This window comes from Pseudomonas sp. P8_229 (assembly GCF_034008635.1).
Taxonomy (GTDB): Bacteria; Pseudomonadota; Gammaproteobacteria; order Pseudomonadales; family Pseudomonadaceae; genus Aquipseudomonas.
Genome location: NZ_CP125378.1, coordinates 1227480 through 1253602 on the forward strand (window position 1 = coordinate 1227480; position 26123 = coordinate 1253602).

At 61.1% G+C, this 26123-nt stretch carries 22 protein-coding genes and 1 pseudogene; 8 read left to right on the top strand and 15 right to left on the bottom strand.

The window, feature by feature from the left end:
* Positions 1–140 precede the first annotated feature (140 nt).
* Together QMK55_RS05490 and QMK55_RS05495 are read left to right on the top strand one after the other, a co-directional pair.
* Positions 141–902, top strand: coding sequence for a response regulator (locus QMK55_RS05490; protein ID WP_102359110.1), 762 nt, complete (start codon positions 141–143; stop codon positions 900–902).
* Positions 902–1951, top strand: coding sequence for a sensor histidine kinase (locus QMK55_RS05495; protein WP_102359109.1), 1050 nt, complete (start codon positions 902–904; stop codon positions 1949–1951). Before QMK55_RS05490 ends, QMK55_RS05495 begins: the two co-directional genes overlap by 1 nt.
* Positions 1952–3110: 1159 nt before the next feature.
* Here QMK55_RS05495 and QMK55_RS05500 read toward each other — a convergent pair.
* The 9 genes from QMK55_RS05500 to QMK55_RS05540 all read right to left on the bottom strand — a co-directional run bounded on the left by QMK55_RS05500 (position 3111) and on the right by QMK55_RS05540 (position 11020).
* The gene (locus QMK55_RS05500; RefSeq protein WP_102358107.1) at positions 3111–4163 is read right to left on the bottom strand and encodes an AI-2E family transporter; all 1053 of its coding nucleotides are present in this window, start codon (positions 4161–4163) and stop codon (positions 3111–3113) included.
* Between the two features lie 69 nt (positions 4164–4232).
* Complete coding sequence (locus tag QMK55_RS05505) at positions 4233–5039, bottom strand: DUF4892 domain-containing protein (protein WP_320328813.1); 807 nt, start codon at positions 5037–5039, stop codon at positions 4233–4235.
* Positions 5040–5154: 115 nt separating this feature from the next.
* On the bottom strand, positions 5155–6009 hold the full coding sequence (locus QMK55_RS05510; protein WP_320328814.1) for an alpha/beta hydrolase: 855 nt from the start codon (positions 6007–6009) through the stop codon (positions 5155–5157).
* Complete coding sequence (locus QMK55_RS05515) at positions 6006–6812, bottom strand: alpha/beta fold hydrolase (RefSeq protein ID WP_102358103.1); 807 nt, start codon at positions 6810–6812, stop codon at positions 6006–6008. The genes QMK55_RS05510 and QMK55_RS05515 overlap by 4 nt, the downstream gene beginning before the upstream one ends.
* 120 nt (positions 6813–6932) lie before the next feature.
* Positions 6933–7376 carry a hotdog fold thioesterase gene (locus QMK55_RS05520; protein WP_007957810.1) on the bottom strand — a complete coding sequence of 148 codons (444 nt, stop codon included), beginning with the start codon at positions 7374–7376 and terminating at the stop codon, positions 6933–6935.
* A 31-nt stretch (positions 7377–7407) separates the two neighbouring features.
* Positions 7408–9063 (bottom strand): AMP-binding protein, encoded by a 1656-nt coding sequence (locus QMK55_RS05525; RefSeq protein WP_320328815.1) that lies wholly within the window; start codon positions 9061–9063, stop codon positions 7408–7410.
* Between the two features lie 116 nt (positions 9064–9179).
* Positions 9180–9632 carry a phosphohistidine phosphatase SixA gene (sixA, locus tag QMK55_RS05530; RefSeq protein ID WP_102358100.1) on the bottom strand — a complete coding sequence of 151 codons (453 nt, stop codon included), beginning with the start codon at positions 9630–9632 and terminating at the stop codon, positions 9180–9182.
* Positions 9629–9976 (bottom strand): DUF4389 domain-containing protein, encoded by a 348-nt coding sequence (locus tag QMK55_RS05535; RefSeq protein ID WP_102358099.1) that lies wholly within the window; start codon positions 9974–9976, stop codon positions 9629–9631. Before QMK55_RS05535 ends, sixA begins: the two co-directional genes overlap by 4 nt.
* 18 nt (positions 9977–9994) lie before the next feature.
* Positions 9995–11020 carry an NAD(P)H-dependent glycerol-3-phosphate dehydrogenase gene (locus QMK55_RS05540; RefSeq protein ID WP_047600375.1) on the bottom strand — a complete coding sequence of 342 codons (1026 nt, stop codon included), beginning with the start codon at positions 11018–11020 and terminating at the stop codon, positions 9995–9997.
* Between the two features lie 196 nt (positions 11021–11216).
* Here QMK55_RS05540 and QMK55_RS05545 point away from each other — a divergent pair, with 196 nt between their 5' ends.
* The 6 genes from QMK55_RS05545 to QMK55_RS05570 all read left to right on the top strand — a co-directional run bounded on the left by QMK55_RS05545 (position 11217) and on the right by QMK55_RS05570 (position 18707).
* Positions 11217–13340 (top strand): TonB-dependent receptor plug domain-containing protein, encoded by a 2124-nt coding sequence (locus tag QMK55_RS05545; RefSeq protein WP_102358098.1) that lies wholly within the window; start codon positions 11217–11219, stop codon positions 13338–13340.
* Between the two features lies 1 nt (position 13341).
* Complete coding sequence (locus QMK55_RS05550) at positions 13342–14274, top strand: ABC transporter substrate-binding protein (RefSeq protein ID WP_102358096.1); 933 nt, start codon at positions 13342–13344, stop codon at positions 14272–14274.
* Entirely contained in the window at positions 14271–16175 is a 1905-nt protein-coding gene (locus QMK55_RS05555) for a response regulator (protein ID WP_102358095.1), read from the top strand. The genes QMK55_RS05550 and QMK55_RS05555 overlap by 4 nt, the downstream gene beginning before the upstream one ends.
* 247 nt (positions 16176–16422) lie before the next feature.
* Positions 16423–16938, top strand: a complete 516-nt coding sequence (fabA, locus tag QMK55_RS05560; protein WP_003227150.1) for a 3-hydroxyacyl-[acyl-carrier-protein] dehydratase FabA — start codon at positions 16423–16425, stop codon at positions 16936–16938.
* Between the two features lie 11 nt (positions 16939–16949).
* Positions 16950–18170, top strand: coding sequence for a beta-ketoacyl-ACP synthase I (gene fabB, locus QMK55_RS05565; RefSeq protein WP_008087472.1), 1221 nt, complete (start codon positions 16950–16952; stop codon positions 18168–18170).
* A gap of 348 nt (positions 18171–18518) precedes the next feature.
* Entirely contained in the window at positions 18519–18707 is a 189-nt protein-coding gene (locus QMK55_RS05570) for a hypothetical protein (protein WP_025112963.1), read from the top strand.
* A gap of 70 nt (positions 18708–18777) precedes the next feature.
* Here QMK55_RS05570 and QMK55_RS05575 read toward each other — a convergent pair whose 3' ends face one another.
* From QMK55_RS05575 to QMK55_RS05600, 6 genes and pseudogenes are all read right to left on the bottom strand, one after another.
* On the bottom strand, positions 18778–19320 hold the full coding sequence (locus QMK55_RS05575; protein ID WP_025112962.1) for a DUF2058 domain-containing protein: 543 nt from the start codon (positions 19318–19320) through the stop codon (positions 18778–18780).
* 25 nt (positions 19321–19345) lie between these two features.
* Positions 19346–20179 carry a nucleoside triphosphate pyrophosphohydrolase gene (gene mazG, locus QMK55_RS05580; protein WP_320328816.1) on the bottom strand — a complete coding sequence of 278 codons (834 nt, stop codon included), beginning with the start codon at positions 20177–20179 and terminating at the stop codon, positions 19346–19348.
* A gap of 83 nt (positions 20180–20262) precedes the next feature.
* Positions 20263–22506, bottom strand: coding sequence for a GTP diphosphokinase (relA, locus tag QMK55_RS05585; RefSeq protein ID WP_102358093.1), 2244 nt, complete (start codon positions 22504–22506; stop codon positions 20263–20265).
* 102 nt (positions 22507–22608) lie between these two features.
* Positions 22609–23985 (bottom strand): 23S rRNA (uracil(1939)-C(5))-methyltransferase RlmD, encoded by a 1377-nt coding sequence (gene rlmD / locus QMK55_RS05590; protein ID WP_320328817.1) that lies wholly within the window; start codon positions 23983–23985, stop codon positions 22609–22611.
* The gene (gene cysM, locus QMK55_RS05595; protein ID WP_178082155.1) at positions 23985–24887 is read right to left on the bottom strand and encodes a cysteine synthase CysM; all 903 of its coding nucleotides are present in this window, start codon (positions 24885–24887) and stop codon (positions 23985–23987) included. Before cysM ends, rlmD begins: the two co-directional genes overlap by 1 nt.
* A gap of 109 nt (positions 24888–24996) precedes the next feature.
* Positions 24997–26018: pseudogene (locus QMK55_RS05600) on the bottom strand (PDDEXK nuclease domain-containing protein).
* Between the last annotated feature and the right edge of the window lie 105 nt (positions 26019–26123).

The following is a 26123-nucleotide window of genomic DNA, read 5'->3' on the forward strand; positions in this document are numbered from 1 at the left end:
ACACGCCGCCAACAAGCGCCCACGCTAGCCTCGCCAGCCGCAACACGCCCTTACATCAGCACTTCCCGCCTCACGGCAGGACGCCTATGCTGAAACCACCACCTCGCAGCCCATCTTTGTGGTTGGCGGCCTACTGGCAGATGAACAGCCCCATGCACAACACCCAAACGACCGTGACTGATGAGCATAAAGACGACAAGCGCTGGAGCATCCGCGCGCTGATCGTCGACGATGACGTGCCGATCCGCGAGCTGATGATCGACTACCTGGCCCGCTTCAACATCCACGCCAGCGGCGTCACCGACGGCGCGGCCATGCGTCAGGCGTTGCTGGCCGAACATTTCGACGTGGTGGTCCTCGACCTGATGCTGCCCGGCGAAGACGGCCTGTCGCTGTGCCGCTGGCTGCGCGCCGAATCGGACATCCCGATCCTGATGCTCACCGCCCGCTGCGAACCCACCGACCGCATCATCGGCCTGGAACTGGGCGCCGACGACTACATGGCCAAACCGTTCGAACCACGGGAACTGGTGGCGCGGATCCAGACCATCCTGCGCCGGGTGCGCGATGATCGCACCGAACAGCGCGCCAACATTCGCTTCGACAACTGGCGCCTGAACAGTGTCCTGCGCCAGTTGATCGCCGACGATGGTCTGGTAGTGCCGTTGTCCAACGCCGAATTCCGCCTGCTCTGGGTCTTCATCGAACGCCCGCGCCGGGTGCTCAGCCGCGAACAACTGCTGGACGCCGCCCGCGGCCGTTCGATCGAAGCCTTCGACCGCAGCATCGATTTGCTGGTGTCGCGCCTGCGGCAAAAACTCGGCGACGACCCGAAAGCCCCGCAGTTGATCAAAACCGTGCGCGGTGAGGGTTACCTGTTCGATGCGCGAGACATCGGCTGATGCGAGCGCGCTTCGACACGCTGTTCGGCCGCCTGTTTGGCATGCTGTTCGTGGCGATCGTCCTGGCGCACCTGCTGGCCTTTGCCTGGTTTCACCACTACGGCCCGCCTCCACCGCCGCCCCCGCCGGAATTCGCCGAGGGCGTCGAGGGCCAACGGCCGCCGCCGGATCCACGCTTCGCCCATCGCCCGCCACGCCCCTGGTTCGGCGGGCCGCTGGTGCCGCTGACCTTCCAGTTCATCTCGCTGATGATCGCTGCCTGGTACGGGGCGAAACTACTCAGTCGACCGATCCAGCGCCTGAGCAACGCCGCCGAACGCCTGAGCGAAAACCTCGACAGCCCGCCACTGGACGAGTCTGGCCCACGTGAAGCGCGGCAAGCGGCGTACACTTTCAACCTGATGCAACAACGCATTCGCGAACAGGTGCAGCAACGGGCACGCATGCTCGGCGCCGTCTCCCACGACCTGCGCACCCCGCTGTCGCGGTTGAAACTGCGGCTGGAGCAGATCGACGACGACAAACTGCAAGGCCAGATGCGCCAAGACCTCAACGACATGATCGGCATGCTCGACGCCACCCTCACCTACCTGCACGAACAGCGCACCAGCGAAGCCCTGCAGTTGATGGACGTGCAGGCGCTGGTCGAATCGTTGTGCGAAAACGCCCAGGACCAAGGCGCGGACGTCCAGGTCAGCGGCCATTGCGCACCGCTACCGGTGCAGCCGATGGCGCTACGCTCGTGTATCAACAACCTGATGGACAACGCTCTGCGCTATGCCGGGCAAGCACGTATCGAACTACAGGATCAGCGCGAGCAACTGCTGATCCGCGTCATCGACCACGGCCCGGGGATTGCCGAGGACAAGCGTGAAGCGGTGTTCGAGCCGTTTTATCGTCTGGAAGGTTCGCGTAATCGCAACTCCGGCGGCGTCGGCCTGGGCATGACCATTGCCCGCGAGGCGGCGCAGCGTTTGGGTGGCCAGTTGAATCTGGAAGAGACCCAGGGTGGCGGCCTGACCGCCATCATCCGTCTGCCGCGCACCTGAGAACACATCATTCCCCTGTGGGAGCGGGCTTGCTCGCGAAGGCGTCGGCTGATCCAACACCTCCATTGAATGGAGTGGCCTATTCGCGAGCAAGCCCGCTCCCACCGTTGGGTCGGGTGCGGTCAGTTAGAGATTGGGCAGCTCGTAGGCCGCCTTCGCGAGCAGGCTCACTCCCACCGTTGGGTCGGGTGCGGTCAGCTAGAGATTGGTCGGCTCGTAGGCCGCCTTCGCGAGCAGGCTCACTCCTACAGTTGGATTTGCGGGGGATCCAGTTAGAGATTGGTCGGCTCGTAGGCCGCCTTCGCGAGCAGGCTCAATCCTACAGTTGGATTTGCGGGGGATTCAGTTGGAGATTGGTTGGCTGGAAGGGCCTCTTCGCGAGCAAGCCCGCTCCCACCGTTGGGTCGGGTGCGGTCAGTTAGAGATTGGGCGGCTCGTAGGCCGTCTTCGCGAGCAAGCCCGCGCCCACCGTTGGGTCGGGTGCGGTCAGTTAGAGATTGGTCGGCTCGTAGGCCGCCTTCGCGAGCAGGCTCACTCCTACAGTTGGATTTGCGGGGGATTCAGTTGGAAATTGGTTGGCTGGACGGGCCTCTTCGCGAGCAAGCTCGCTCCCACCGTTGGGTCGGGTGCGGTCAGTTGGAGATTGGTCGGCTCGTAGGCCGCCTTCGCGAGCAAGCCCGCTCCCACCGTTGGGTCGGGTGCGGTCAGCTAGAGATTGGTCGGCTCGTAGGCCGCCTTCGCGAACAGGCTCGCTCCCACAAAAGCGCTAAAGCCGAGCACATGCTCTTCACCACTCAATGGCCGAGTGTCAGCTCGCCGAAAGCTCTTGATCTTGCCTTACCGGCCCCATCGGCAGGCTGAGTGGAGGGATTGATCCGGGAGTGGGAGCGCAGCGACCGTTCGACGAAGTCGAACACATCGAGAGGAGGTGCAGCGAAGCAAACCGGAGGCGATGCGCCCGGATCAATTCCGGAACGAAGGAACCCCGAGCCTTAGCGAGCGGGCCGTACGCCGGGGCCAAGCCTTTTGGTTACTTTTCGGCGTCTGGAAAAGTGACTCGCCGTCAGGGCGAAACCGCCAGCCGCCACACCCAAAGAAACGGATATTCACACAACCCAATCAAGAACATGGTCGGCCCAAAGGCCGCCAAATCACAGCGTCACCGCCGATCCTCAACCCGAGCCTGACTCTTGCTCCAATCCGTCAACAAACTATAAGCCACCGCCAAAAGCGTAGGCCCGATAAACAACCCGATAAACCCAAACGCAATCAACCCGCCAAACACCCCAAGCAACACAATCACCAACGGCAGATTCCCGCCCCGGCTGATCAGATAAGGCTTCAACACGTTATCCACGCCACTGATGATGAACGTCCCCCAGATCCCGAGAAACACCGCCATCCCATACTCACCCTTCCACGCCAGCCACGCCGTAGCCGGAATCCACACCAACGGCGGCCCCATCGGAATCAGACTGAGCAGGAAGGTCACAATCCCCAGCACCAGTGCCCCAGGAACCCCGGCAATCAGAAACCCGATCAGCGCCAGAATCGCCTGCGCCGCCGCCGTACCGATCACCCCGTTGACCACCCGCTGCACAGTGCCAGCCACCAGTTCGATGTAATACCCGGCACGCTCACCGATCAGCCGTTCCAGCAGACTGTGCACAAACGCTGCCAGCCGCGGCCCGTCACGGTAGAAAAAGAACACAAAGACAATGCTCAGGGTCAGCTCGAGGATACCGCCGCCGATCTGCGCACTGCGCGCCAGCAGCCAGTTACCGACCTGCCCCAGATACGGCTTGATCGACACCATCAGCGCCGCACCCTGCTGATCGATGCTGTTCCAGACCCCAACCAGCCGCTCACCCACCAGCGGCACGGAGCCGAGCCAGACCGGCGCCTCCGGCAGTCCGTCAACCTGCACATCCTTGATGAACGCTGTGGCATCGCGCACATGATCGGCCAGGTTGAACCCCAGCCACACCAGCGGCGCCGCCACCAGCAGCATCCAGCCCAGGGTCAAAATAGCTGCAGCGAGGGATTCGCGGCCATTGAGCCAACGGGTCAGCAGACGCATCAGCGGCCAACTGGCAAACGCCAGCACCGCGCCCCAGAACAGCGCCGACCAGAACGGCGCCATCACCCAAAAACTGGCACCAAACAGCACCAGCAGGAGGATTTGCACCAACAGCCGATCATTATTGAGCATGTAGAGTCTCGAAAAAGTCAGTCCGTCAAAGAGTAGGCGAACACGCCACGCGTGCTCGCCCGATACAGCTTATCGCAACAGATCGATGCGCAGGCCCGCGCTATCGGCACTCCCTGCCTCCATCCGTGCCGCACGCACGCCCTGACCGATCAGCGCCTGACGCCAGGCCTCGGCCTTCGGCCCGGAAATCGTCACCCGCTGAGTGGTGTCGAGGTTCAAGCCACGGGAAATCAACCGCAGCCAGGTGTCATCCGGGTCGCCCACCAGTTTGGGCAGGTTCAGCTCGCCCGTGCTCTTGAGCTGGCGCAACAGCGTGGCCGAGGTCGGCAGCAACTCGCCCAGTGGCGCGCTCGCCTCGAACTGCTCGACATGCAGGTAGGCTTTGCGATTACCTCGGGTGATGCTGTAGAGCGCCACCAGGGTGTTGTCCTTCGGGGCAGCCAGGCGCAACAGCAAGTAAGCCTGTTGCTCGTCGGCACCGTACAGCTTGGAATTGCCGAACACCTCGTTGGCCCACAGGCTGCTTTCGCCGCAGTCGCGGGCCTGACACCAGAACAGCAGCTCGGCGCCCTGTTTTTGCAGGGCTTCGCGGGCAGCGGTGAAGGCTTCGGTGGCGGCGTGTTCCGGCGGCAACTCGTAGGTCACCGCCGTGGTCTGGCCGCGCGCGGTGACCTGGCCGTCGAAGCGCAACTGGCCGCTGATCTTGCGGATCGAGCCCAGCGGATAAATGCGCTCGAGCTCCACGGGAGGGCGATAGTCGACGATCTGCGCATCGGCCAGACGCGGCACGATCTGCAGATCCTGGCTGCCCGGTACATCGGCAGCGAATAGAACGGGACTGAAACAGCACAGCGTCAACAGACTGAGTGACCGCATAGTCAGGCTCATCGGATCGGCATGGCTTGGCGGGTCGGGGTCGCAGCAGTATAGAAATCCATCGTGTTTGTCTCCCATTTCAACCCGCCCAGCCTCGACAGTTGCCCGGTGCAAGTCAAGGAATGGCGAAGAAGCGATTGAAACAGTCTGCGACAAGCTCGGCACCGAACTCATCGTTCAGGTGCAAATGGTGCCCGCCCGCCAGCTGTTCCTGGCTAAAGGGTAGACGTTCCAGCAACTCAGGATGTTTGGTCAGCATGCCATCGGCGGCGACCACCAGTTGCGCCGGGCAGATAATGCGCTGGACGAAGGCCATGGCCTGTTCCTGCGTCAGGCGCAGCGGCGATGGCAAGGTCAGGCGATTGTCGGTGCGCCAGGTGTAGCCGCCGGGTACTGGCATCAAACCGCGTTGCGCCAGCAGTTCGGCGGCTTCGCGACTGACCGCCACCAAACCTTTCATCCGCGCTTCGATGGCGCGGTCGAGGGTGTTGTAGACCGGTTTGCGCTTCGCGCGCAGGTCCAGTTGTGCCTGCAGGGCCATGCCCATGCGTTCGGCGGCGTTTTCGCCTTTGTCCGTAGGCGGAATTACTCCGTCAATCAACGCCAGATGGCTGATGCGCTCCGGTAACGAGCCCGCCAGCACCAGCGAAACAATCGCGCCCATCGAATGCCCAAGCAGGCCGAAGCGCTTCCAGCCTAGTTGCTCGGCGACCTGCAGCACATCATGGGCGTAATCCCACAAGGCATAGCCGGCACCGTTGGGACGATGTCCGGAGTGACCGTGCCCGGCCATGTCCAGGGCAACGATGCGCAGGCCTTTGAGCTTCGGCGCCAGCCGCGCGAAGCTGTTGGCGTTGTCGAGCCAGCCATGCAGAGCAATCACCGGCAGACCGTCCTCGGGACCGAACAAATGCGCCGCCAGTTCGATATGCGGCAGGCTCAGGCGCACTTCTTCGACGGTCGGGCTCATGCGCAGTCCTTGTCCTGACGACCTTCCCAGCGGTTGAACAGATTCTTCAACAGGCGCGCGGTGTCCTGCGGACGCTCCAGCGGAAACATGTGCCCGCCCGGCATGCTCAGCAATTCTCCCTGCGGCAGGCGCGAAACGAAACTGCCGTGATGACGCATCACCACGCGACTTGTGTGCCCGCGCACTACCGCCAGCGGCACTTTCAGTTGCCGGGTGCGGCCCGGGCTGGTGTGCGGCACGCCGCGATAGATGCTGATTTCAGTAGCCGGATCGAAGCGCAGGCGCAACGTGTCGCCGACCTTGTGCAAACCGTGTTGCAGGTAGGCGTCGAAGCACTCCGGATCAAAACCGCGGAACAGGCTCTTGCCGGCAAAGTAACTGCGCGCACTGGCGAGATCGGCAAACTCTTCACGACGGCCAAGCGTGCGGCCGGCGGGGGTCAGTTTGTCGATGAAACCAAAGCGCTTGGCGGCGCGGATCACCCATTGATCAGTGCGGGTCAGCACCGGCGAGTCGAGCATCACCACGCCGCGATACAGTTCAGGGCAACGCAGCGCCGCGTGCAGGTGCAACACGCCGCCAAAGGAATGGCCGACGCCCCACACCGGTTGATCCTGCTGCTGCAAATGGTGGATCAGTTCGTCGACGAGGTTGTACCAGTTGTCGTCCGCTGGAAAACGCGGGTCATGGGCATGCAGTTCCAGATGCGCGACCCGATACTCGGGCGCCAGCGCCGCGAACAACTTGCCATAGGTGCCCGAGGGAAACCCGTTGGCGTGGGTGAAAAAGATCGGTTGCGACATACCGGTAAATCCATGAGCGGAAAACATGCCGCTGATTGTCCGCAAGAGCGCGCCCCTGAGCAATGACCGTAACTGCCAGGAATGATGACAGTCCGGTCATGGCTATGGGCGCATCGGACTTCAACGTGCCGGCGGCTGCTCGCCCAGCGGCACCACCGCCATGGTCAGGCGCGACACACAACTGGCCTTGCCTTCATCACTGGTCAGGCGGATATCCCAGACATGCGTGGTGCGGCCGATATGAATCGGTTTGGCCACCGCCGTCACCCGCCCGCTGCGCAAGCCGCGCAAATGGTTGGCGTTGATCTCCAGCCCCACGCAATAGAACTTGCTGGCGTCGATGCACAGGTAACTGGCCATCGAGCCGACGGTTTCCGCCAGCACCACCGAGGCCCCGCCATGCAGCAGACCGTAAGGCTGGTGAGTCCGGTGGTCGATGACCATGCTCGCCGTCAGCGACTCTTCGTCGAAGGACTCGAAGCGGATATCCAGCACTTCGCCGATGGTGTTTTTCTGGATTGCGTTCAACTGCTCGATGTTCGGAGTGGTGCGCCACAAGGTCATCGCAGGCTTCCTTTGTTGTTTTGATCGTCACTCAATCCTGCCACAGCACCGCCTCGCTGCGCTCGCTCCATTCTTCAAAGCGCGCACCGTAGGTGTCTTCGATGACATTGCGCTTGATCTTCAACGTCGGCGTGAGAAAGCCGTTTTCCACCGCCCAACTGTCCTTGACCACCACCAGCCGCCGCAGCCGCTCATGCTTGTCGAGCACGGCGTTGACCTCTTCCAGCAGTTTCTCCAGGCTCGAATGCAGACTCGCCCGGCCCTCTTCCTGATGGACCGTCGAGAGCACGCACAAGCCCAGCGGCGCACTCAGACCATCACCCACCACGCAGACCTGCTCGATTCGCGAGTGCACCGCCAGGCGGTTTTCAATCGGCGCCGGGGCCACGTATTTGCCTTTGCTGGTCTTGAAGATTTCCTTGAGCCGCCCGGTCAGGCGCAGGCGCCCCTCGGCGTCCTGCTCGCCCTTGTCGCCGGTACGCAGGAAGCCGTCTTCGGTCAGGGTTTCGGCGGTTTTCTGCGGTTCTTTGAAATAACCGAGCATGTTCGCCTGACTGCGCACCTGCACCTCGCCGGACTCGTCGATACGCACCTCGACATCCGGACACGGCCTGCCGATCCAGCCTTGTTTGTATTGGCCCGGCAGGCAGATGTGCGAGTAGCCGCAACTCTCGGTCATGCCATAGACCTCGAGTACATCGAGGCCGAGCTTCTGATACCAGGTGAGCAGGGTCTGTGGCACCGGCGCCGCACCGGACAGGGCGACGCGCAAGGCATCGAGGCCCAACCCGGACAACACCTTGTGCCCTACCCGCTTGCCAATCAACGGCAGGCCGAGCAGGAAATCCAGGCGTTTGGCCGGGATCTTGCCGTATACGCCCATCTGGAACTTGGTCCAGATCCGCGGCACGCCGAACATCGCCGTCGGCCGCGCCCGTTGCAGGTCGTTGATGAAGGTGTCGAGGCTTTCGGCAAAGAACACGGTTTGCCCGGTGTAGATCGAGGCCAGCTCAACGAACATCCGTTCGGCGACATGGCACAGCGGCAGGTACGACAGCAGCCGATCGTGCTCGTTGAGGCCGAACAACTGCGTGCCACGAGTCGTAGCGAACCCCAGATTGGCAAAGCTGTGCATCACGCCCTTGGGCAACCCGGTGGTGCCGGAGGTGTAAATGATGGTTGCCAGTTGCTCGCCTGCCGGGCACGGGTCGTCCTGGATCGGCGAGCTCTTTTGCAGGTCGTCCCAACTGAAATCGAACGCGCCGGGCGGGTGCAGCGGCAGGCTGATGGTTGGCAGCCCCGACGCAATCCCATTGGACATCCCGGGCCAGTCATCGAGTTTGCCGATGAACGCCAGCACGCTTTGCGAATGGGTGAGCACCTGGTTCACCGAGTCTGCGGTGAGGTTGGGATACAGCGGCACCGACACGTGCCCGGCCATCCAGATCGCCAGATCGGCAATGATCCAGTGCGCGCAGTTTTTCGAGATCAGCGCGATGTGGCTGCCTTGCGGCAATTCCCGGGCGCGCAGCCAGTGCGCGGCGCAACGGGCCTGATGAGCGACATCGGCCCAGGTCAGGGTCTCGACCTGCCCGCCGCCGATGGGCTGCACGAGAAAACGCTGGCGCGGGTGCCGGGCCTCACGTTCGTAGAACACGTCCAGCGGCAAACGGAATGCGGCAGACATGCGACTCGCTCCTGTTTTTTGGGTCTGGAGCAAGCGTAGTCAACCAAGCAAGTGCTTGGTTGGAAAATTCAAACAAATAATTTCAACTGACAATGAGGTCACCTGTGGGATCAGCGTCAGGGGTGCTTGAGGCTGTTAAGCGTCATCGAACCGATCAGCAGCTCAGGGCTTTCCAGCTCAGCCAGGCCAGCGGTGCTGACCTTCTCCGGCGGATACCCGGCGCCATGCTGCAGATAACTTAGCAGATTGCCCACCAGCGGGTTGTGGCTGACCAGCAGCACATTGCTCACCGATACCAGTTGATCGGTGACCTTGTCCGGATCGGTCTCCGGGGTCAGCCACTCGACGGTGCGAATCTCCGGCTCGAAACCCAAGGCCTCGCGGACAATCTGCGCGGTCTGCTGCGCACGCAGATAAGGGCTGGCATAGATCGCCGTCAGTGGCTGACCGATCAACCGGGCTGCACTGCTCAAGGCCTCTTTGCGACCATGCTCGGTCAGTTCCCGCTCGGAGTCGGGGCACGAGCCATAAGGCACCGCCTCACCGTGACGCAATACCCAGAGTTTCATAGCTTGGGTTCCTCATCTCGGACCGGATGCGGGGCTGGCGGCACGGCGTGCGGCGTCTCGCCTTCCGGGGCACGCGGGGTTGGCCAGTCGGCGAACGGCCACGGTTTCTGATCGCTGTTAAAGCTGCCGAAGCGGCCGATCTGCGCCAGGAACTGACTCAGGCTGTCGCCGAAATTCATCAGGCCGGCGCTCGGCGCGCCATAAATCAAACGATAGATCAGTTGCACCAGCACCACCGCGCCGAGGATGAACTGCGCCACTTGCCAGACCAGCACGTAGACGATCATCCACAGCACCCGCAGGAGAATGGATTCGTACTTGGCTTCGGTTTTCGGATCGTTCATGGCTCGCTTCCTGTTGAATCAGTTGAAACCGCTGGTGGAAATAAAGTCGACGTCGGTTTTCGGCTCGGCACGCATCAGTAGACCGATCACCTGCTCCAGCGTGCGTCCTTCAAACAGAATCGCATGCAGCCCGGCGACCAGCGGCATGTATACACCGACCTCCTGGGACTTGGCCTTGAGCACTTTCAGGGTGTTGACCCCTTCGGCGACTTCGCCCAGACGCGACACCGCTTCATCAAGGCTCAAGCCCTGACCGAGGGCAAACCCGACCTGATAGTTGCGGCTCTTCGGTGACGAGCACGTGACGATCAAATCACCGACCCCGGCCAGACCGAGGAAGGTCATCGGGTTCGCGCCCTGATTCACCGCAAACCGGGTCATCTCGGCCAGGGCGCGGGTGATCAGCATGCTCTTGGTGTTCTCGCCCATCTCCAGCGCCACGGCCATGCCGGCGATGATCGCGTAGACGTTTTTCAGTGCGCCGCCCAGTTCGACACCAAAGCGGTCGGCACTGGCATAGACGCGGAAGGTGCGGCCATGCAGCGCAGCCTGCACCTGCTTGCACAGGTCTTCGTCTTCGCTGGCGACCACGGTGGCGGTCAACGCGTGCTCGGCGATCTCGCGCGCCAGGTTCGGCCCGGACAGCACGCCGATGCGCGCCTGCGGGGCGATTTCTTCGAGGATCTGGCTCATCAGTTTGAAGGTGTGGGCTTCGATGCCCTTGGTCAGGCTGACGAGCATCTTGCCGCTCAGGCGCTCGGCGTGGGCGGCCAGCACTGTGCGCAGGGCGCTCGATGGCAGCGCGACGAAGCACAGCTCGCAGGCGTCGAGCGTTGCCTGCAGGTCAGTGACGGCGGTCACCCCCGGCAAAATCTTGATGCCCTTGAGGTAACGCGGGTTCTCGCGATTGACCCGGATGGCCTCGGCCTGCTCGGGGTCACGCATCCACTGCCGGACTTGATGGCCGTTCTCGGCCAATAGATTGGCCACGGCGGTACCAAAACTTCCGCCTCCCAGGACCGCAATCGGGCGCTGTTCAGTCATATGCAATCCGTTAATCCATACCAGTGGCGATGCCGGCATTATACGGGGCGACCGGGTCGCGGCCAGCCCCTGCGTCAATTACCGGCACTTGTAGGAAGAAGACCAATAAAACCGAGGAAAATGCCCGCATCTTGACTGGAAAAGTCGCTGCCCTCGGTTAACATGCGCGCCAATTCTTTGCGATCAAGGCTGTGTCGTGTCTTTTGGTGCTCCCCCTTCGCGTTCGTCCCTGTTGCTGGCGCTGCTGTTCAGCCCGGTGTTGCAGGCGGACGACCTGTTTGTCGACGGCGAAACGCTGCCGCAGGTGCTGACGGCCACGCGCCTGAAACAGACGCCAGCGGAAGTTCCGGGGAGCATGACCGTCATCGACAGTGAATTGATCAACGCCAGTGGCGCCCGCGACATCAGCGAACTGCTGCGCCTGGTGCCGGGGATGATGGTCGGCAACATCAGCGGCAATCAGGCCGCGGTCAACTATCACGGGACCAACGCCAGTGAAGCGCGGCGCATGCAGGTGCTGATCGATGGCCGTTCGGTGTATCGCGCAGGTCTCGCCACGGTGGACTGGAGTGATATTCCGGTGGCCATGGAAGACATCGAGCGCATCGAGGTTTTCCGTGGGCCGAACACCGTCAGCTATGGCGCCAACGCGCTGATGGCGGTGGTCAACATCATCACCCGCAACCCGGCGGACAGCCACGGCACGCGACTGAAGTACACCCGTGGCCAGCGCGGCATCAACGATTTCTATGCCAGCCAGGGCACCGGCTGGAATGGCGGCGATCTACGCCTGTCGCTGTCCGGCCTGGAAGACGATGGCTTCGACAGCGACCGCAGCGGCGCCGATTATCGCGACAGCCGCCGCTTGAACCGCTTCAGCCTCGCCGTCAGCCAGACCCTGAGCGACAACCAGAGCCTCGACTGGCAGGTCAACGCGAAGGACGGCACCAATCAGCGGCCTTACACCTACCGCCCGGTGTTCTCGGGGATTACCGCCGCCGGGAACAATTCCGACGTGGTGGCCAAGGATTACGCTGGATCGGTGCGCTGGAATCTCGACATCAATCCGCAACACAGCCTTTATATACAAGGCTCGGCCCAGCACTGGGATCGCCAGCAAGTGTGGCGCGCGTGCGATGCCGAAGTGTCGTTCAGCCCGCAGTTGACGCAACTGTGGCAACTCAACCCGAACTACACCGAGCGCCTGGCGCGCAACATCACCCGCTTCACCGGCCCCGGCGCAGCGCCCGGCACCCCGCAGGAAATGGCCCTGGCCAATCAGGTGCTGGATCAGTGGCGCAACGGTGCCAGTCAGACCCTGTGCGGCGATATCGACCAGAGCACCCGAGAGTCGCGCTACGACCTGGAATTACAGGACACCCTCAGCCTGTCCGACAGTCTGCGACTGGTCAGCGGCATGAACTATCGTTACGACCGGGCCGATTCCGAGACCTACTTCAACGGCACGCTGGACGACACCACTTGGCGTGCGTTCGGCCAGTTGGAGTGGCGCGCCAGTGAACACTGGCTGTTGCAGGGCGGCGCAATGTTCGAAAACACCCAATTGATCGGCAGTTCGCTGACGCCCAGATTCGCGGTCAACTACCTGATCAACCCGCGTCATGGGCTGCGCGCGGTGTACTCGGAAGCGATCCGCTCGCCGGACATGTTCGAGAACAACGTCAACTGGAGCTATCAGGTGAGCAACCTGCGGCCCTCGGCTTACGGTCAGTCTTCGGCCCGCTACTTCGTCAAGACCCGTGGCCCGGGCGATCTCGATCAGGAACACATGCGCTCGCGCGAGTTGGGCTACAACGGCTATTTCGCCGAACTGGGGCTGGCGGTCGATGTGAAGCTGTTCTACGACGAAATCACCGGGATGATCAGCGAGCCGCTACGCAACAACCAGTACATCGCCAGCAACGCCAACAGCTCACGTTTTCGCGGCACCGAAACCCAGCTCGACTGGCGCCTGAGCCTGATCGATCGCCTGCGCTTCACTTACGCTTTCGTCGATGCCGAGGCGAGCAATCCGCTGGATCAGCAATTCACCTCACGCAACAGCGGCTCCGCCGGTTGGTTGCGCGATTGGGGCCACGGCTGGAACAGCGCCCTCTTCTATTACGGCGACAACGCGCTCAACGGCTACCGCTTCGAGCGGGTCGATACGCGCATCGCCAAACGCATCCCTCTGGGCAAGGCTCAATTGCAACTGGCCGGCGTACTGCAACAGCGGCTCGACAACGAGCCGACCACCTTCGTCGACAACAATTACGACGAACGCCGGGTGATGTACTTCAGCGCCGAGCTGGAGTTCTAAGGTGCGCTACGGCACGGCAAACAAGACGCCAACCCTTGGCCACTGGCTGGCCGGTGTCTGTCTGTTTTTGACCGCGTGGCTGCACGGCGTCGCGGTGCAAGCCGCCGACATCCTGTTGACCGGCGCCGAAGAAAGCCCTGGGGTGCAGGCCTTCGTCGAGGCCCTGAGCGAACTGCGCCCCACCGACAACGTGCGGTTCCAGCCACTGGCGAGCCTGCCGGCGCCGGGTAAATTGCCGAGCAATCTGCGGATGATACTGCTCGACCTGCCCAGCCTCGATTGGCGCCTTAAGGAGTCTCAGGGACCGGCGACGCTGGTGTTGCGCATCAGCCGCCTGCAGGCCCGGCAGCGCTTGGGTGCCGCGCAACCGGCGCACTTGAGTCTGCTGTGGAGCGATCCACCGCTGGGGCGGCAGCTGCAATTGATTCAGCGGATTCTGCCGCAGGCGCGGCGAGTCGGCGTGCTGTTCGATAAGCACAGCGAATTCCTGCTCAATGAGCTGCAACTGGCCGCCGCGCCGTTGCATCTGCAAATCGTCAGTCAGCGCTGGGACAACATTCAGGACAGCCGCCCGTTGCAGACGGTACTGAAAAACAGTGACGTGCTGCTGGGCCTCGACGACCCGGACCTGTACAACCCGAAAACCGCGAAGAACCTGCTGCTCAGCAGCTATTCCCGGCAGATCGCACTGGTTGGACCGAACGCCGCGTTTGTCCGTGCCGGCAGCCTGGCCAGCACTTACAGCGATCAGCACGACTGGCTGACCATCCTCGACGAATTGCTTGACCGCCCCTCGGCCACATGGCCGCGGACGCTCTATCCCGAACGTTTTAAAGTTTCAAGTAATGCGCAGGTCGCTCGTTCCCTGGGTATCGAGCCAATCGATGAAGCGTCTGTTGCCCGCCAGTTGGCTGAAGGAGAAAGCCACCCATGAATCTGCGTCGCCGCTGGGATATCAACACCCGCACGCAATTGATCAGTCTGGGCCCTGCACTGCTGCTCACGCTGCTGCTGATCAGCTTCTTTACCTTCGTGCGCATCCAGGATTTGCGTCAGGAGCTCAATCACACGGGGCAACTGATCGCCAATCAACTGGCCCCGGCCACCGAGTACGGGGTAATTTCCGGCAACAACGACGTGCTGGAAAGCCTGCTCAAAGCCACCCTGGCCACACCGAACGTGCGTTTTATCGAAGTGCAGGACAGCGCCAACCGGATTCTGGCCTACGTTGAACAGGCCGCCGACGCGCACAACCGACCGCATCAGGTCGAAGTGTTCCAGGCCCCGGTGCGCCTGCAACGGATCGCCCTCAACAGCGACTTTTTCCACGACGCCAAAGCCAGCAACAACGTAACCAGCGAGGATTATCTGGGCCGGGTGATCGTCGGCCTGTCCAACGATGCCTTCAGTCAGCGCCAGCAGGAAATTCTGCTCAAGGCGGGGATTCTGGCGTTGTTCGCCCTGCTCTTCACTTTTGTTCTGGCGCGACGTCTGGCCGGCAGTCTGTCGGCGCCGATCCGCGATATCGGCAACGCGGTCAAGGCGATTCAGCAAGGCGACTACAAGACCCCGCTGCCGATTGTCGATGACACCGAACTGGGCGCCCTGTCGCAGCATATCAACAACCTCGCCCAGGCACTGGAGCAGGCCAGCCGCGAACAGCATCAGGCGATGGCACAACTGATCCAGACCCGCGAAGAAGCAGAAAAGGCCAACAACGCCAAATCCGACTTCCTGGCGATGATGAGCCACGAACTGCGCACGCCCATGAACGGCGTGCTGGGCATGTTGCAGTTGCTGGAAACCACGGACATGACCGAGGAGCAGATCGAGTATGCAGCGCTCGCTTCCGAGTCCACCGAGCATCTGCTGAAAGTCATCAACGACATTCTCGACTTCTCGCGGATCGAACGCTCGGAGCTGGAACTGGAGCACATCCCGTTCAACCTCGCCGACCTGATCGGCGCTTGCGCCCAGTCGTTCCAGCACAGTGCGGTGCAGCGTGGCCTGGCCCTGAACCTGCGGATCCCCGAGGACATGCGCGACTTGCAGGTGCAAGGCGACCCGACGCGGATCCGGCAGATTCTGGTCAACCTGGTGGGCAACGCCCTGAAGTTCACCGAGCGCGGCCGGGTCAGCATCGAGGCGCAGTGGCAGTCGCTGGATCACGAACTGCTGTGGTTCACCTGTTCGGTGCGCGACAGCGGCATTGGAATCTCGTCGGAAAGTCTGGAGTTGATGTTCGACGCGTTCCAGCAAGCCGACAGTTCGATTTCGCGCCGTTATGGTGGCACCGGGCTCGGCCTGCCGATCGCCCGCACCCTGGCCGAACGCATGGGCGGGACGTTGCGTGCGCAAAGTGAAGAAGGTCTCGGATCGGTATTCACCCTGGAAATCCCGTTGGCTTTATATAAGCAGACGTTGCCGCAACTGGCGGCACCGCGCGCAGCCAATGGCAACGGGCATGGTGAAGGGCGCAATGTGTTGCTGGTGGAGGACAATCCGGTCAACCAGACGGTCATCGAGGCAATGTTGCGCAGCCTGGGCTTTACTGTCAGCGTCGCCACCGATGGCGCGCAAGCGGTACGCAGCGCCGAAGGTAATGATTTCGAAGTGATTCTGATGGACTGCCGTCTGCCGATCATCGACGGCTATGAAGCGACCCGGCAGATCCGTCTGCTGCCCGGACGCAGCGAGGTGCCGATCATCGCGCTGACCGCCAACGCATTGCAGGGTGACCGCGAAACCTGCCTGTCGGCGGGCATGAACGATTATCTGGCGAAGCCGTTCAAACGCAATGACCTACAACAGATTCTGCAGCGCTGGGTGCAGTAGTGACGGTTTTTCGACCATCTGCGACTGGCGTGAAAAGCGAAAGTGCGGCAGTCTTAGGCACCCGAACAAGCCGCAAAACGGGCTTGAATAAAAATTTCAGTGCACAAGTGTACATTCATGTCCTTGGTGCTGTGACTTTCACCACAACGCAATAGTCTATGAGTAGGCTGCCGATTCGAGGCATGAACGCGTCGATCGGTCGGGAAGATTTGCCCCACCTGCCGCATGGGATTATTGAGGAGCTCGCATGACCAAACAAAACGCCTTTACTCGGGAAGATCTGCTGCGCTGCAGTCGCGGTGAGCTGTTCGGCCCAGGTAACGCGCAACTGCCCGCCCCGAACATGCTGATGGTGGATCGCATCACCCTGATCAGTGAAGAAGGCGGCAAGTACGGCAAAGGTGAATTGGTCGCCGAGCTGGATATCAACCCTGATCTGTGGTTCTTCGCGTGCCACTTCGAAGGCGATCCGGTGATGCCGGGCTGCCTGGGTCTGGACGCCATGTGGCAACTGGTCGGCTTCTTCCTGGGCTGGCAAGGCCTGCCGGGCCGTGGCCGTGCGCTGGGTTCGGGCGAAGTGAAATTCTTCGGCCAGGTCCTGCCGACCGCCAAGAAAGTCACCTACAACATTCATATCAAACGCGTCCTCAAGGGCAAGCTGAACCTGGCCATCGCCGATGGTTCGGTGACTGTCGACGGTCGCGAAATCTACACCGCCGAAGGCCTTCGCGTCGGCGTGTTCACCTCCACTGACAACTTCTAAGGGTTATTCGCATGCGCCGCGTCGTTATCACTGGTCTGGGCATTGTTTCGTGCCTGGGCAATGACAAAGAGACCGTCTCCGCTAACCTGCGTGCAAGCCGCCCTGGCATCCGGTTCAACCCGGAATATGCTGAAATGGGTCTGCGTAGCCAGGTTTCCGGCTCCATCGACCTCAACCTTGAAGAACTGATCGATCGCAAGATCTATCGTTTCGTCGGCCACGCAGCGGCTTACGCCTACCTGGCCATGAAAGACGCCATCGCTGACTCCGGCCTGACCGAAGAGCAAGTGTCCAACCCGCGTACCGGCCTGGTGGCTGGCTCCGGTGGTGCTTCCACGCTGAACCAGATGGAAGCGCTGGACATCCTGCGCGAGAAAGGCGTGAAACGCGTTGGCCCATACCGTGTAACGCGGACCATGAGCAGCACGGTTTCCGCTTGCCTGGCCACGCCATTCAAGATCAAAGGCCTGAACTACTCCATCGCTTCTGCCTGCGCCACCAGTGCTCACTGCATCGGTACCGCCATGGAACAGATCCAGATGGGCAAGCAGGACATCGTCTTCGCCGGTGGCGGTGAAGAAGAGCACTGGAGCCAGTCGTTCCTGTTCGACGCCATGGGCGCTCTGTCCAGCAAGCGTAACGACACCCCGGAACAAGCCTCCCGTGCCTACGACAAAGACCGTGACGGTTTCGTTATCGCTGGCGGTGGCGGTATGGTCGTGGTTGAAGAGCTGGAACACGCTCTGGCCCGTGGCGCCAAGATCTACGCTGAAATCGTTGGCTACGGCGCAACGTCCGATGGCTACGACATGGTTGCCCCGAGTGGCGAAGGCGCGATCCGCTGCATGCAGATGGCAATGTCCACCGTCGACACCCCGATCGACTACCTGAACACCCACGGCACCTCGACTCCGGTCGGCGACGTTGCGGAAATGAAAGGTGTGCGTGAAGTGTTCGGCGACAAGGCGCCAGCGATCAGCTCGACCAAGAGCCTGTCCGGCCACTCCCTGGGCGCCGCCGGCGTTCACGAAGCGATCTACTGCATGCTGATGATGGAAGGCAACTTCATTGCCGGTTCCGCCAACATCGACGAGCTGGACCCTGAAGTGGCCGATCTGCCGGTGCTGACCAAGACCCGCGAAAACGCCACCATCAACACTGTGATGAGCAACAGCTTCGGCTTCGGCGGCACTAACGCCACGCTGGTACTGAAGCGCTGGGAAGGCAAGTAATTCCTCCCCGCTTGAGCCACACATGAAAACGCCCCGACTGGTTCGGGGCGTTTTTTTTGGTCTGCAGAAATTAGCCGGGACACTACTGGCCCGTGCTGTTGATCGTTCCCACGCTCTGCGTGGGAACGATCAAAAGACAGGGCTCCAGAGCGTTCTGAAAATGAAACTTCTGTCATGAAACTTTGCCCCCTGCGACCGAATGTCGCGGATTACGTGGGCTGCAGCACTGTTGCAAAAAACGCAACAACACCTTGCACGAATCAGCCATTTACTTAGCAAGCTAACAAATAATATAAAAGAGTCCTGCACACGCCTTGCTGCAGATAACTTGAGATTTGGAGCTAGCAGATGACTGTAAAAGTAACTGAACGCGACGATTCACACATGTCCCATGAAGGCGTAGCCGCCGGTGTACGGATCTGGGATGTGCATCAACAAGACTTGCTGGTCGGCATGTTCCACAACGAGATCGATGCCCACAACTACAAGGCCGAACTGGAAGTGCTGGAGCAACAACGCGAAGCCCGCTCCTCCTGAATCAACCACAGCATTGAAAACGACAAACCCCGCCGTGAGCGGGGTTTGTCGTTGTTACAGCTTTATCGATTTACCACATCAGGTCATCAGGGATCTGATAGGCCGCGTACGGATCGTCCTCGGCATTGACCTCTTCGGTCTGCACGTTGAGCTGCACGATGCGCTGCGGATCGCGCTCCTGGATCTTCAAGGCCGCTTCACGGGGGATCACTTCGTAGCCGCCGGCATGGTGCACGATCGCCAGCGAGCCGCTGCTGAGCTTGTTGCGCATCAGCGTGTTGACCGAAATGCGCTTGACCTTCTTGTCATCGACAAAGTTGTAGTAGTCCTCGGTGGTCAGCTTCGGCAGACGCGAGACTTCGATCAATTGCTTGACCTGCGCGGCACGGGCCTTGGCCTCGGCTTTCTCTTGCTGCTGACGGTTCAGCTCCTGGTCGCGCTTGACCTTCTCGGCCATGGCTTCCTGGGCGGCGCGTTGCTGCGAATCATCCAGCTCGGCCTGCCCCTTGTGGGCCAGACGCTGTTGCTTCTGCTTGTCTTTGCTGACCTGTTTGGCCTGCTTTTGGTTGACCAGGCCTGCTTTGAGCAACTGGTCGCGAAGGGAAATACTCATGGGGCTTACTCACTTGGGCAGTTGCTCAGCCGCAGCTGGGCGCATTCTTTTCCTGACGTTTGGCTTCACCCCACAGGGCGTCCAACTCTTCGAGGGTGCAATCTTCCATGGGACGATGGGTGTCGCGCAATGCCTGTTCGATAAATCGGAAACGTCTTTCGAACTTGGCGTTGGCGCCCCGCAGCGCGGTTTCCGGATCGACCTTCAGATGCCGCGCCAGGTTGACCACGGAAAACAGCAGGTCGCCGATCTCGTCGGCCACGGCCACCGGATCGTTTTCGGACATCGCTTCGAGGACTTCATCGAGCTCTTCACGCACCTTGTCGAGCACCGGCAAGGCGTGCGGCCAGTCGAAACCGACCTGCCCGGCACGCTTCTGCAACTTGGCTGAACGGGATAATGCCGGCAAGGTTGCGGGCACGTCATCGAGCAGTGACAGTTGCTCGGGCGCGGCGGATTTCTCGGCGCGCTCTTCGGCCTTGATATCTTCCCAACGCTGCTTGACCTGCTCTTCGCTCAGACCCGGCACATCCAGTGGCGCATACAGATCACCGGTGGGGAATACATGAGGATGACGGCGGATCAGCTTGCGGGTAATGCTGTCGATCACGCCGGCGAACTCGAAGCGCCCTTCTTCCCGCGCCAGCTGGCTGTAATACACCACCTGGAACAGCAGATCACCGAGTTCACCCTGCAAATGATCGAAGTCGCCGCGCTCGATGGCATCGGCCACTTCGTAGGCTTCTTCGAGGGTGTGCGGGACGATGGTCTCGTAGGTTTGCTTGATGTCCCACGGGCAACCGTATTGCGGATCGCGCAGACGGCTCATGAGGTGGAGCAGGTCTTCAAGGCTGTACATACAAACTCTCACTCAACTCTTTCTGCGATCTTGATCGTTCCCACGCAGAGCGTGGGAACGATCAACTCCTACAGTGATCATCTTCACGGGGTACGGTTACGCCGCGTCTCGATGATGTTCGGCAACTGCGAAATCCGCCCCAGCAACCGCCCTAGCGCATCAAGTCCCGGGATCTCGATGGTCAGGGACATCAGCGCCGTGTTGTCTTCCTTGTTCGAGCGGGTGTTGACCGCCAGTACGTTGATGCGCTCGTTGAGCAGCACCTGCGAGACGTCACGCAGCAGACCGGAACGGTCGTAGGCGCGGATGACAATGTCCACCGGATAGGTGAGCACCGGCACCGGGCCCCAACTGACCTGGATGATCCGCTCCGGTTCGCGCCCGCCCAGTTGCAGCACCGAGGCACAATCCTGACGGTGAATGCTTACGCCACGACCTTGAGTGATGTAACCGACGATCGCATCGCCCGGCAGTGGCTGGCAGCAGCCGGCCATCTGCGTCATCAGGTTGCCGACACCCTGGATCTGAATGTCGCCGCGCTTGCCCGGTTTGTAACCGGTGGCTTTACGCGGAATCAGCTCCAGCTGTTCGTTGCCGCGTTCCGGCTCGACCAGTTGCTGCGCCAGATTGACCAGTTGCGCCAGACGCAAGTCGCCGGCGCCGAGGGCGGCGAACATGTCTTCGGCGGTTTTCATGTTGGCCTTGTCGGCCAGCTTGTCGAAATCCACCGCCGGCAGGCCGAGACGCGTCAGTTCGCGCTCGATCAGGGTTTTACCGGCCGCCACGTTCTGATCGCGAGCCTGCAACTTGAACCAGTGAACGATCTTCGCCCGCGCCCGCGAGGTGGTGACGTACCCGAGGTTGGAGTTCAGCCAGTCGCGGCTCGGCGTACCGTGCTTGCTGGTGATGATCTCGACCTGCTCACCGGTCTGCAGGCTGTAGTTGAGCGGTACGATGCGCCCGTTGATCTTCGCACCACGGCAGTTGTGGCCGATTTCGGTGTGCACGCGGTAGGCGAAGTCCAGCGGCGTCGCGCCCTTCGGCAAATCGATGGCGTGACCGTCGGGCGTGAAGATGTAGACCCGATCCGGTTCGATGTCGACGCGCAGCTGTTCGGCCAGACCACCGATGTCACCCAGCTCTTCGTGCCACTCGAGGACCTGACGCAGCCAGGAGATTTTCTCTTCGTAGTGGTTGGAGCCGGATTTGACATCGGTGCCCTTGTAGCGCCAGTGCGCGCAGACACCGAGTTCGGCCTCTTCGTGCATCGAGTGTGTACGGATCTGCACCTCGAGAACTTTGCCTTCCGGGCCGATTACCGCAGTGTGCAGCGAGCGGTAGCCGTTCTCTTTCGGGTTGGCGATGTAGTCGTCGAATTCTTTCGGGATGTGCCGCCACAGGGTGTGGACGATACCGAGCGCGGTGTAGCAGTCGCGCATTTCCGGCACCAGCACGCGCACCGCACGCACGTCGTAGATCTGGCTGAATTCCAGACCCTTGCGCTGCATTTTGCGCCAGATCGAATAGATGTGTTTGGCCCGGCCGCTGATGTCGGCGTCGACGCCGGTGGCCTGCAATTCGTCCTTGAGCTGGGTCATCACGTCGGCGATGAAACGCTCGCGATCAAGCCGCCGCTCGTGGAGCAGCTTGGCGATCTGTTTGTATTGATCCGGCTCCAGGTAACGGAAGGACAAGTCCTCCAGTTCCCATTTGATATGACCGATACCGAGACGGTGCGCGAGCGGCGCATAGATGTCGAAGACTTCCCGGGCGACCCGGTTGCGCTTTTCGTCGTCGGCGGTTTTCACCGCACGAATGGCACAGGTGCGCTCGGCGAGCTTGATCAGCGCGACGCGCACGTCGTCGACCATCGCCACCAGCATCTTGCGCAGGTTTTCCACCTGACCCTGGGTGCCCATCACCATCGACTGGCGCGGACTGAGGCTGGCACTGATGGCCGCCATGCGCTGCACGCCGTCAATCAGCTTGGTCACCACCGGGCCGAAACGCTGGCTGACCGCCGTGAGTTCGATCTGGCCTTCACGGACGCCACGGTACAGCACCGCCGCGACCAGCGAGTCCTGGTCGAGCTTGAGGTCGGCGAGGATCTCGGCGATCTCAAGACCGGTGCTGAAACTGCCGCTGCCCTCGGCCCACAGATTTTTTGCGGCGTTGGACTGCTGTTCGGCCTCGCGAGCGAACTCGCAGGCTTCTTTCAAGGCTTCGCGATCCAGTGCCAGATCGACACTGACCGCGTGATCGAGCCAAGCCTCGAGATTGATACTGCCGTCAGTGTTGATCGGCTGGTGTGCTCTCACCTGTACCATCTTGCATTACCTTCCCTACGACGCAGATTCAATGCGTCAAAATCGCTGACCTCTATTGCCCGGTTGCGCTCACGGGGCTGATGCGAGCGCTGTACGGACAGATCAGACGGATTCAGACGAGCCATCCTGGCTCGCTTCAAATAACGCCATGGCCTCGACATGTGCCGTCTGAGGAAACATATCGAGAATCCCGGCACGTTTTAACCGGTAGCCCTGCTTGATCAATTCGACCGTGTCGCGCGCCAGAGTTGCAGGGTTGCACGACACATACACCAACCGTTTGGCACCCAGGGTCGCGAGCTTGCGCACCACCTCGAAAGCACCGTCACGCGGTGGGTCCAAGAGTACCGCAGAAAAGCCGTTTCCGATCCATTTGGCATCGGTCAAAGGCTGGGATAAATCGGCTTGAAAAAACTTTGTGTTATGCAAATTGTTACTAGCGGCGTTCGCAGCGGCGCGATCGACCATGGTCTGTACGCCCTCCACCGCCACCACTTCACGCACGCTTTTGGCCAGCGGCAGGGCGAAGTTGCCCAAGCCGCAGAACAGATCCAGCACGCGCTCGTCGGCGCGCGGTTTCAGCCAGTCCAGCGCCTGCGCCACCATCGCCTCGTTGACCCCGGCGTTGACCTGGATGAAATCCCCCGGCCGCCAGGCCAGATCCAGATCCCACTGTTCCAGGCGATAGCCCAGCGACTGCGTGGCATCGACCGGTTGCGGCTCGCCTTCGCCATGCAGCCACAGTTGCGCTTCATGGAACTGGCAGAATTCCTTGAGAATCGTCAGGTCCGCTTCGGACAACGGCGCCATGTGCCGCAGCAGCAAGGCCAGCGATGAACCGCTGAACAACTCGACATGCCCCAGCGCCTGCGGCTTGCTCAAACGACGGAGCATCTCCGGCAAACGGGTCATGATCGGTTGCAAGGGCTGTACCAGCACCGGGCATTCGCTGATCGCGACGATGTCCTGGCTGCCAGCGGCGCGGAAACCGACTTCGAGGTGCTTCGTCTTCATGTCCCAGCGCACGGCGATCCGCGCGCGACGACGATAGCCGAACTCCGGACCGCTCAACGGCGCGGCCCATTCTTCAGGCGCGACGCCTGCGACCTTCGACAACTGCTCGGCGAGCATGCGTTGTTTCAGGGCAAGCTGTTCGTCGTGGGGCAAGTGTTGAACGCTGCAACCGCCGCAGCGGCCGGCATGCGGACAGGCGGCCGGACGGCGCAGTTCGCTGGCCTTGAACACGCGCTCGGTGCGCGCTTCGACCACTTTGCCGTGGGCGCCAAGCACCCGTGCCTCGACTTCTTCACCCGCCAGGGCGCCGAGGACGAACCAGGTACGGCCTTCGAAAAACGCGATGCCACGACCGTCATTGGCCAGGCGCTCGATGTTCAAGCGCTGTTTTTTGCCGGTCGGGATTTGCGGGGCCTTGCTGCCGCCGGTGGGCTGGAAGCGCAGGCCTCTCTCGTGCCTGGCCATCAGTTGGGCGCGTCGAAAATGCCGGTCGACAGGTAACGGTCGCCACGGTCACAGATGATCGCGACGATCACCGCGTTTTCAACTTCCCTGGACAGACGCAGCATCGCTGCCACCGCACCACCCGAAGACACACCACAGAAGATGCCTTCTTCACGTGCCAGACGGCGAGTGACGTCCTCGGCTTCGCTTTGCGCCATGTCGACAATGCGGTCGACGCGGTCGGCCTGATAGATCTTCGGCAGGTACTCTTGCGGCCAGCGACGGATGCCGGGAATGGCCGAGCCTTCCATCGGCTGCAGACCGACGATCTGCACGCTGTCGCTCTGCTCCTTCAAGTAGCGCGAGACGCCCATGATGGTCCCGGTGGTGCCCATCGAGCTGACGAAATGGGTAATGGTGCCCTGGGTCTGACGCCAGATTTCCGGGCCGGTGGTGGTGTAGTGCGCTTCAGGATTGTCGCCGTTGGCGAACTGGTCCAGCACTTTGCCACGACCTTCGGCTTCCATCTGCTGAGCGAGATCGCGAGCGCCTTCCATGCCCTCTTCCTGGCTGACCAGAATCAGCTCGGCGCCATAGGCGGTCATCGCCGCCTTGCGTTCGGCGCTGGAGTTGTCCGGCATGATCAGGATCATCTTGTAACCCTTGATCGCCGCAGCCATGGCCAGTGCAATGCCGGTGTTGCCCGACGTCGCTTCGATCAGCGTGTCGCCAGCGTGGATCTGCCCGCGCAGTTCGGCACGGGTGATCATCGACAGCGCCGGACGGTCCTTGACCGAACCCGCCGGGTTGTTCCCTTCGAGCTTGAGCAATAGGGTGTTGCTGGTGGCACCGGGCAGGCGCTGCAAACGCACCAGCGGAGTGTTGCCGACGCAATCGGCGATGGTTGGGTACTGCAGGGTCATGGCGTATTCGCAATCCAGACGTGCGGGGGCGCCTATCATACCGGCAAACCCGCGCAGGCCATATCACGCAAAGTGCGGTGCTTATGGTTTCTGGGAATAAGCAGATGACTCAGCCTTCCTCTTCCTCTGCGACATTCATGGCATAGAACTCGTGCAATTTGGCTTGCAGCAATCGTTTGTCTGGCAACTGCACCTGATATTCCGCGATCAGCGCCGCAGACAAGCTGCGGTTGAGGGCGTACTCGACGACCTCGTCCTCCTTGCTGGCGCAAAGCAATAGCCGATGGCCGGATTCTCGTGAGGTTTGCGAACACCGCGATCCAGCGCTTCAAGGTAGAAATTCAGCTTGCCCAGATATTCAGGTTCAAAACGTCCGACCTTGAGCTCGATGGCTACAAGACAGTTGAGCCCACGATGGAAGAACAGCAGATCAAGGGCGAAATCTCGGCCGCCAACTTGTACCGGATACTCCGAGCCGACGAAGCAGAAATCGCGCCCCAACTCGATCAGAAACTCCTTCAGTCGCCCCAGCAACCCTTGATGCAGATCGGTTTCGGCGTGCACGCCGGGCAGGTCGAGAAATTCGACCATGTAGGCGTCACGGAAGATCTCGAGCGCAGCGGGATGAGTCTGTTTGAGGACAGCAGAAGCCTTTGCTGGCTGGGTGACGCTGCGCTCGAAGAGCGCAGCCTTGAGCTGGCGTTCGAGTTCGCGCTTTGACCACTTCTCCTGAATCGCCATGCGCAGATAGAACTCGCGCTCCTGCGGGTGTTTGCTTTGACTTAGAACGATCATGTTATGAGTCCAAGGCAATTGTCTCACCAGTGGTGAGACAATTGAGTCGCCTCGATATGTATCGTAGAACTGACGCATGCGAAACAGGTTGGGCCGGGTAAATCCGCGCAAGCCCGGCTGTGTCTGGGCCAGATGTTCAGCTAACTGACTGATAACCGAATCGCCCCACTCAGCCTTCTCCATCTTGCGACTGATGTACCCCCCAACCTGCCAGTACAAATCGATCAGTTGGGTATTTACTGCCTGAACAGCTTGCTGTCTGGCGCTCTGAATCAGCGCCAGCACTTCATTGAAACGGTCATTGGAGGTGTTGCCGTCGATGCCGCTTGCAGTCATGACCAGTTCCTTGAGGACGAGGGGAACCCGAGCATAAACGGTCAAGGATGGGTTAAATCGTCGATAAATCCCTTTAGGAAAGGTCGTACAAAAATACGAGAATTC

What these genes read in the sequence shown, in the direction of transcription:
- QMK55_RS05490 (WP_102359110.1), top strand. Translation starts at nt 141, where the DNA reads ATGAACAGCCCCATGCACAACACCCAAACGACCGTGACTGATGAGCAT.
- QMK55_RS05495 (WP_102359109.1), top strand. Translation starts at nt 902, where the DNA reads ATGCGAGCGCGCTTCGACACGCTGTTCGGCCGCCTGTTTGGCATGCTG.
- QMK55_RS05500 (WP_102358107.1), bottom strand. Translation starts at nt 4,163, where the DNA reads ATGCTCAATAATGATCGGCTGTTGGTGCAAATCCTCCTGCTGGTGCTG.
- QMK55_RS05505 (WP_320328813.1), bottom strand. Translation starts at nt 5,039, where the DNA reads ATGCGGTCACTCAGTCTGTTGACGCTGTGCTGTTTCAGTCCCGTTCTA.
- QMK55_RS05510 (WP_320328814.1), bottom strand. Translation starts at nt 6,009, where the DNA reads ATGAGCCCGACCGTCGAAGAAGTGCGCCTGAGCCTGCCGCATATCGAA.
- QMK55_RS05515 (WP_102358103.1), bottom strand. Translation starts at nt 6,812, where the DNA reads ATGTCGCAACCGATCTTTTTCACCCACGCCAACGGGTTTCCCTCGGGC.
- QMK55_RS05520 (WP_007957810.1), bottom strand. Translation starts at nt 7,376, where the DNA reads ATGACCTTGTGGCGCACCACTCCGAACATCGAGCAGTTGAACGCAATC.
- QMK55_RS05525 (WP_320328815.1), bottom strand. Translation starts at nt 9,063, where the DNA reads ATGTCTGCCGCATTCCGTTTGCCGCTGGACGTGTTCTACGAACGTGAG.
- sixA (WP_102358100.1), bottom strand. Translation starts at nt 9,632, where the DNA reads ATGAAACTCTGGGTATTGCGTCACGGTGAGGCGGTGCCTTATGGCTCG.
- QMK55_RS05535 (WP_102358099.1), bottom strand. Translation starts at nt 9,976, where the DNA reads ATGAACGATCCGAAAACCGAAGCCAAGTACGAATCCATTCTCCTGCGG.
- QMK55_RS05540 (WP_047600375.1), bottom strand. Translation starts at nt 11,020, where the DNA reads ATGACTGAACAGCGCCCGATTGCGGTCCTGGGAGGCGGAAGTTTTGGT.
- QMK55_RS05555 (WP_102358095.1), top strand. Translation starts at nt 14,271, where the DNA reads ATGAATCTGCGTCGCCGCTGGGATATCAACACCCGCACGCAATTGATC.
- fabA (WP_003227150.1), top strand. Translation starts at nt 16,423, where the DNA reads ATGACCAAACAAAACGCCTTTACTCGGGAAGATCTGCTGCGCTGCAGT.
- fabB (WP_008087472.1), top strand. Translation starts at nt 16,950, where the DNA reads ATGCGCCGCGTCGTTATCACTGGTCTGGGCATTGTTTCGTGCCTGGGC.
- QMK55_RS05570 (WP_025112963.1), top strand. Translation starts at nt 18,519, where the DNA reads ATGACTGTAAAAGTAACTGAACGCGACGATTCACACATGTCCCATGAA.
- QMK55_RS05575 (WP_025112962.1), bottom strand. Translation starts at nt 19,320, where the DNA reads ATGAGTATTTCCCTTCGCGACCAGTTGCTCAAAGCAGGCCTGGTCAAC.
- mazG (WP_320328816.1), bottom strand. Translation starts at nt 20,179, where the DNA reads ATGTACAGCCTTGAAGACCTGCTCCACCTCATGAGCCGTCTGCGCGAT.
- relA (WP_102358093.1), bottom strand. Translation starts at nt 22,506, where the DNA reads ATGGTACAGGTGAGAGCACACCAGCCGATCAACACTGACGGCAGTATC.
- rlmD (WP_320328817.1), bottom strand. Translation starts at nt 23,985, where the DNA reads ATGGCCAGGCACGAGAGAGGCCTGCGCTTCCAGCCCACCGGCGGCAGC.
- cysM (WP_178082155.1), bottom strand. Translation starts at nt 24,887, where the DNA reads ATGACCCTGCAGTACCCAACCATCGCCGATTGCGTCGGCAACACTCCG.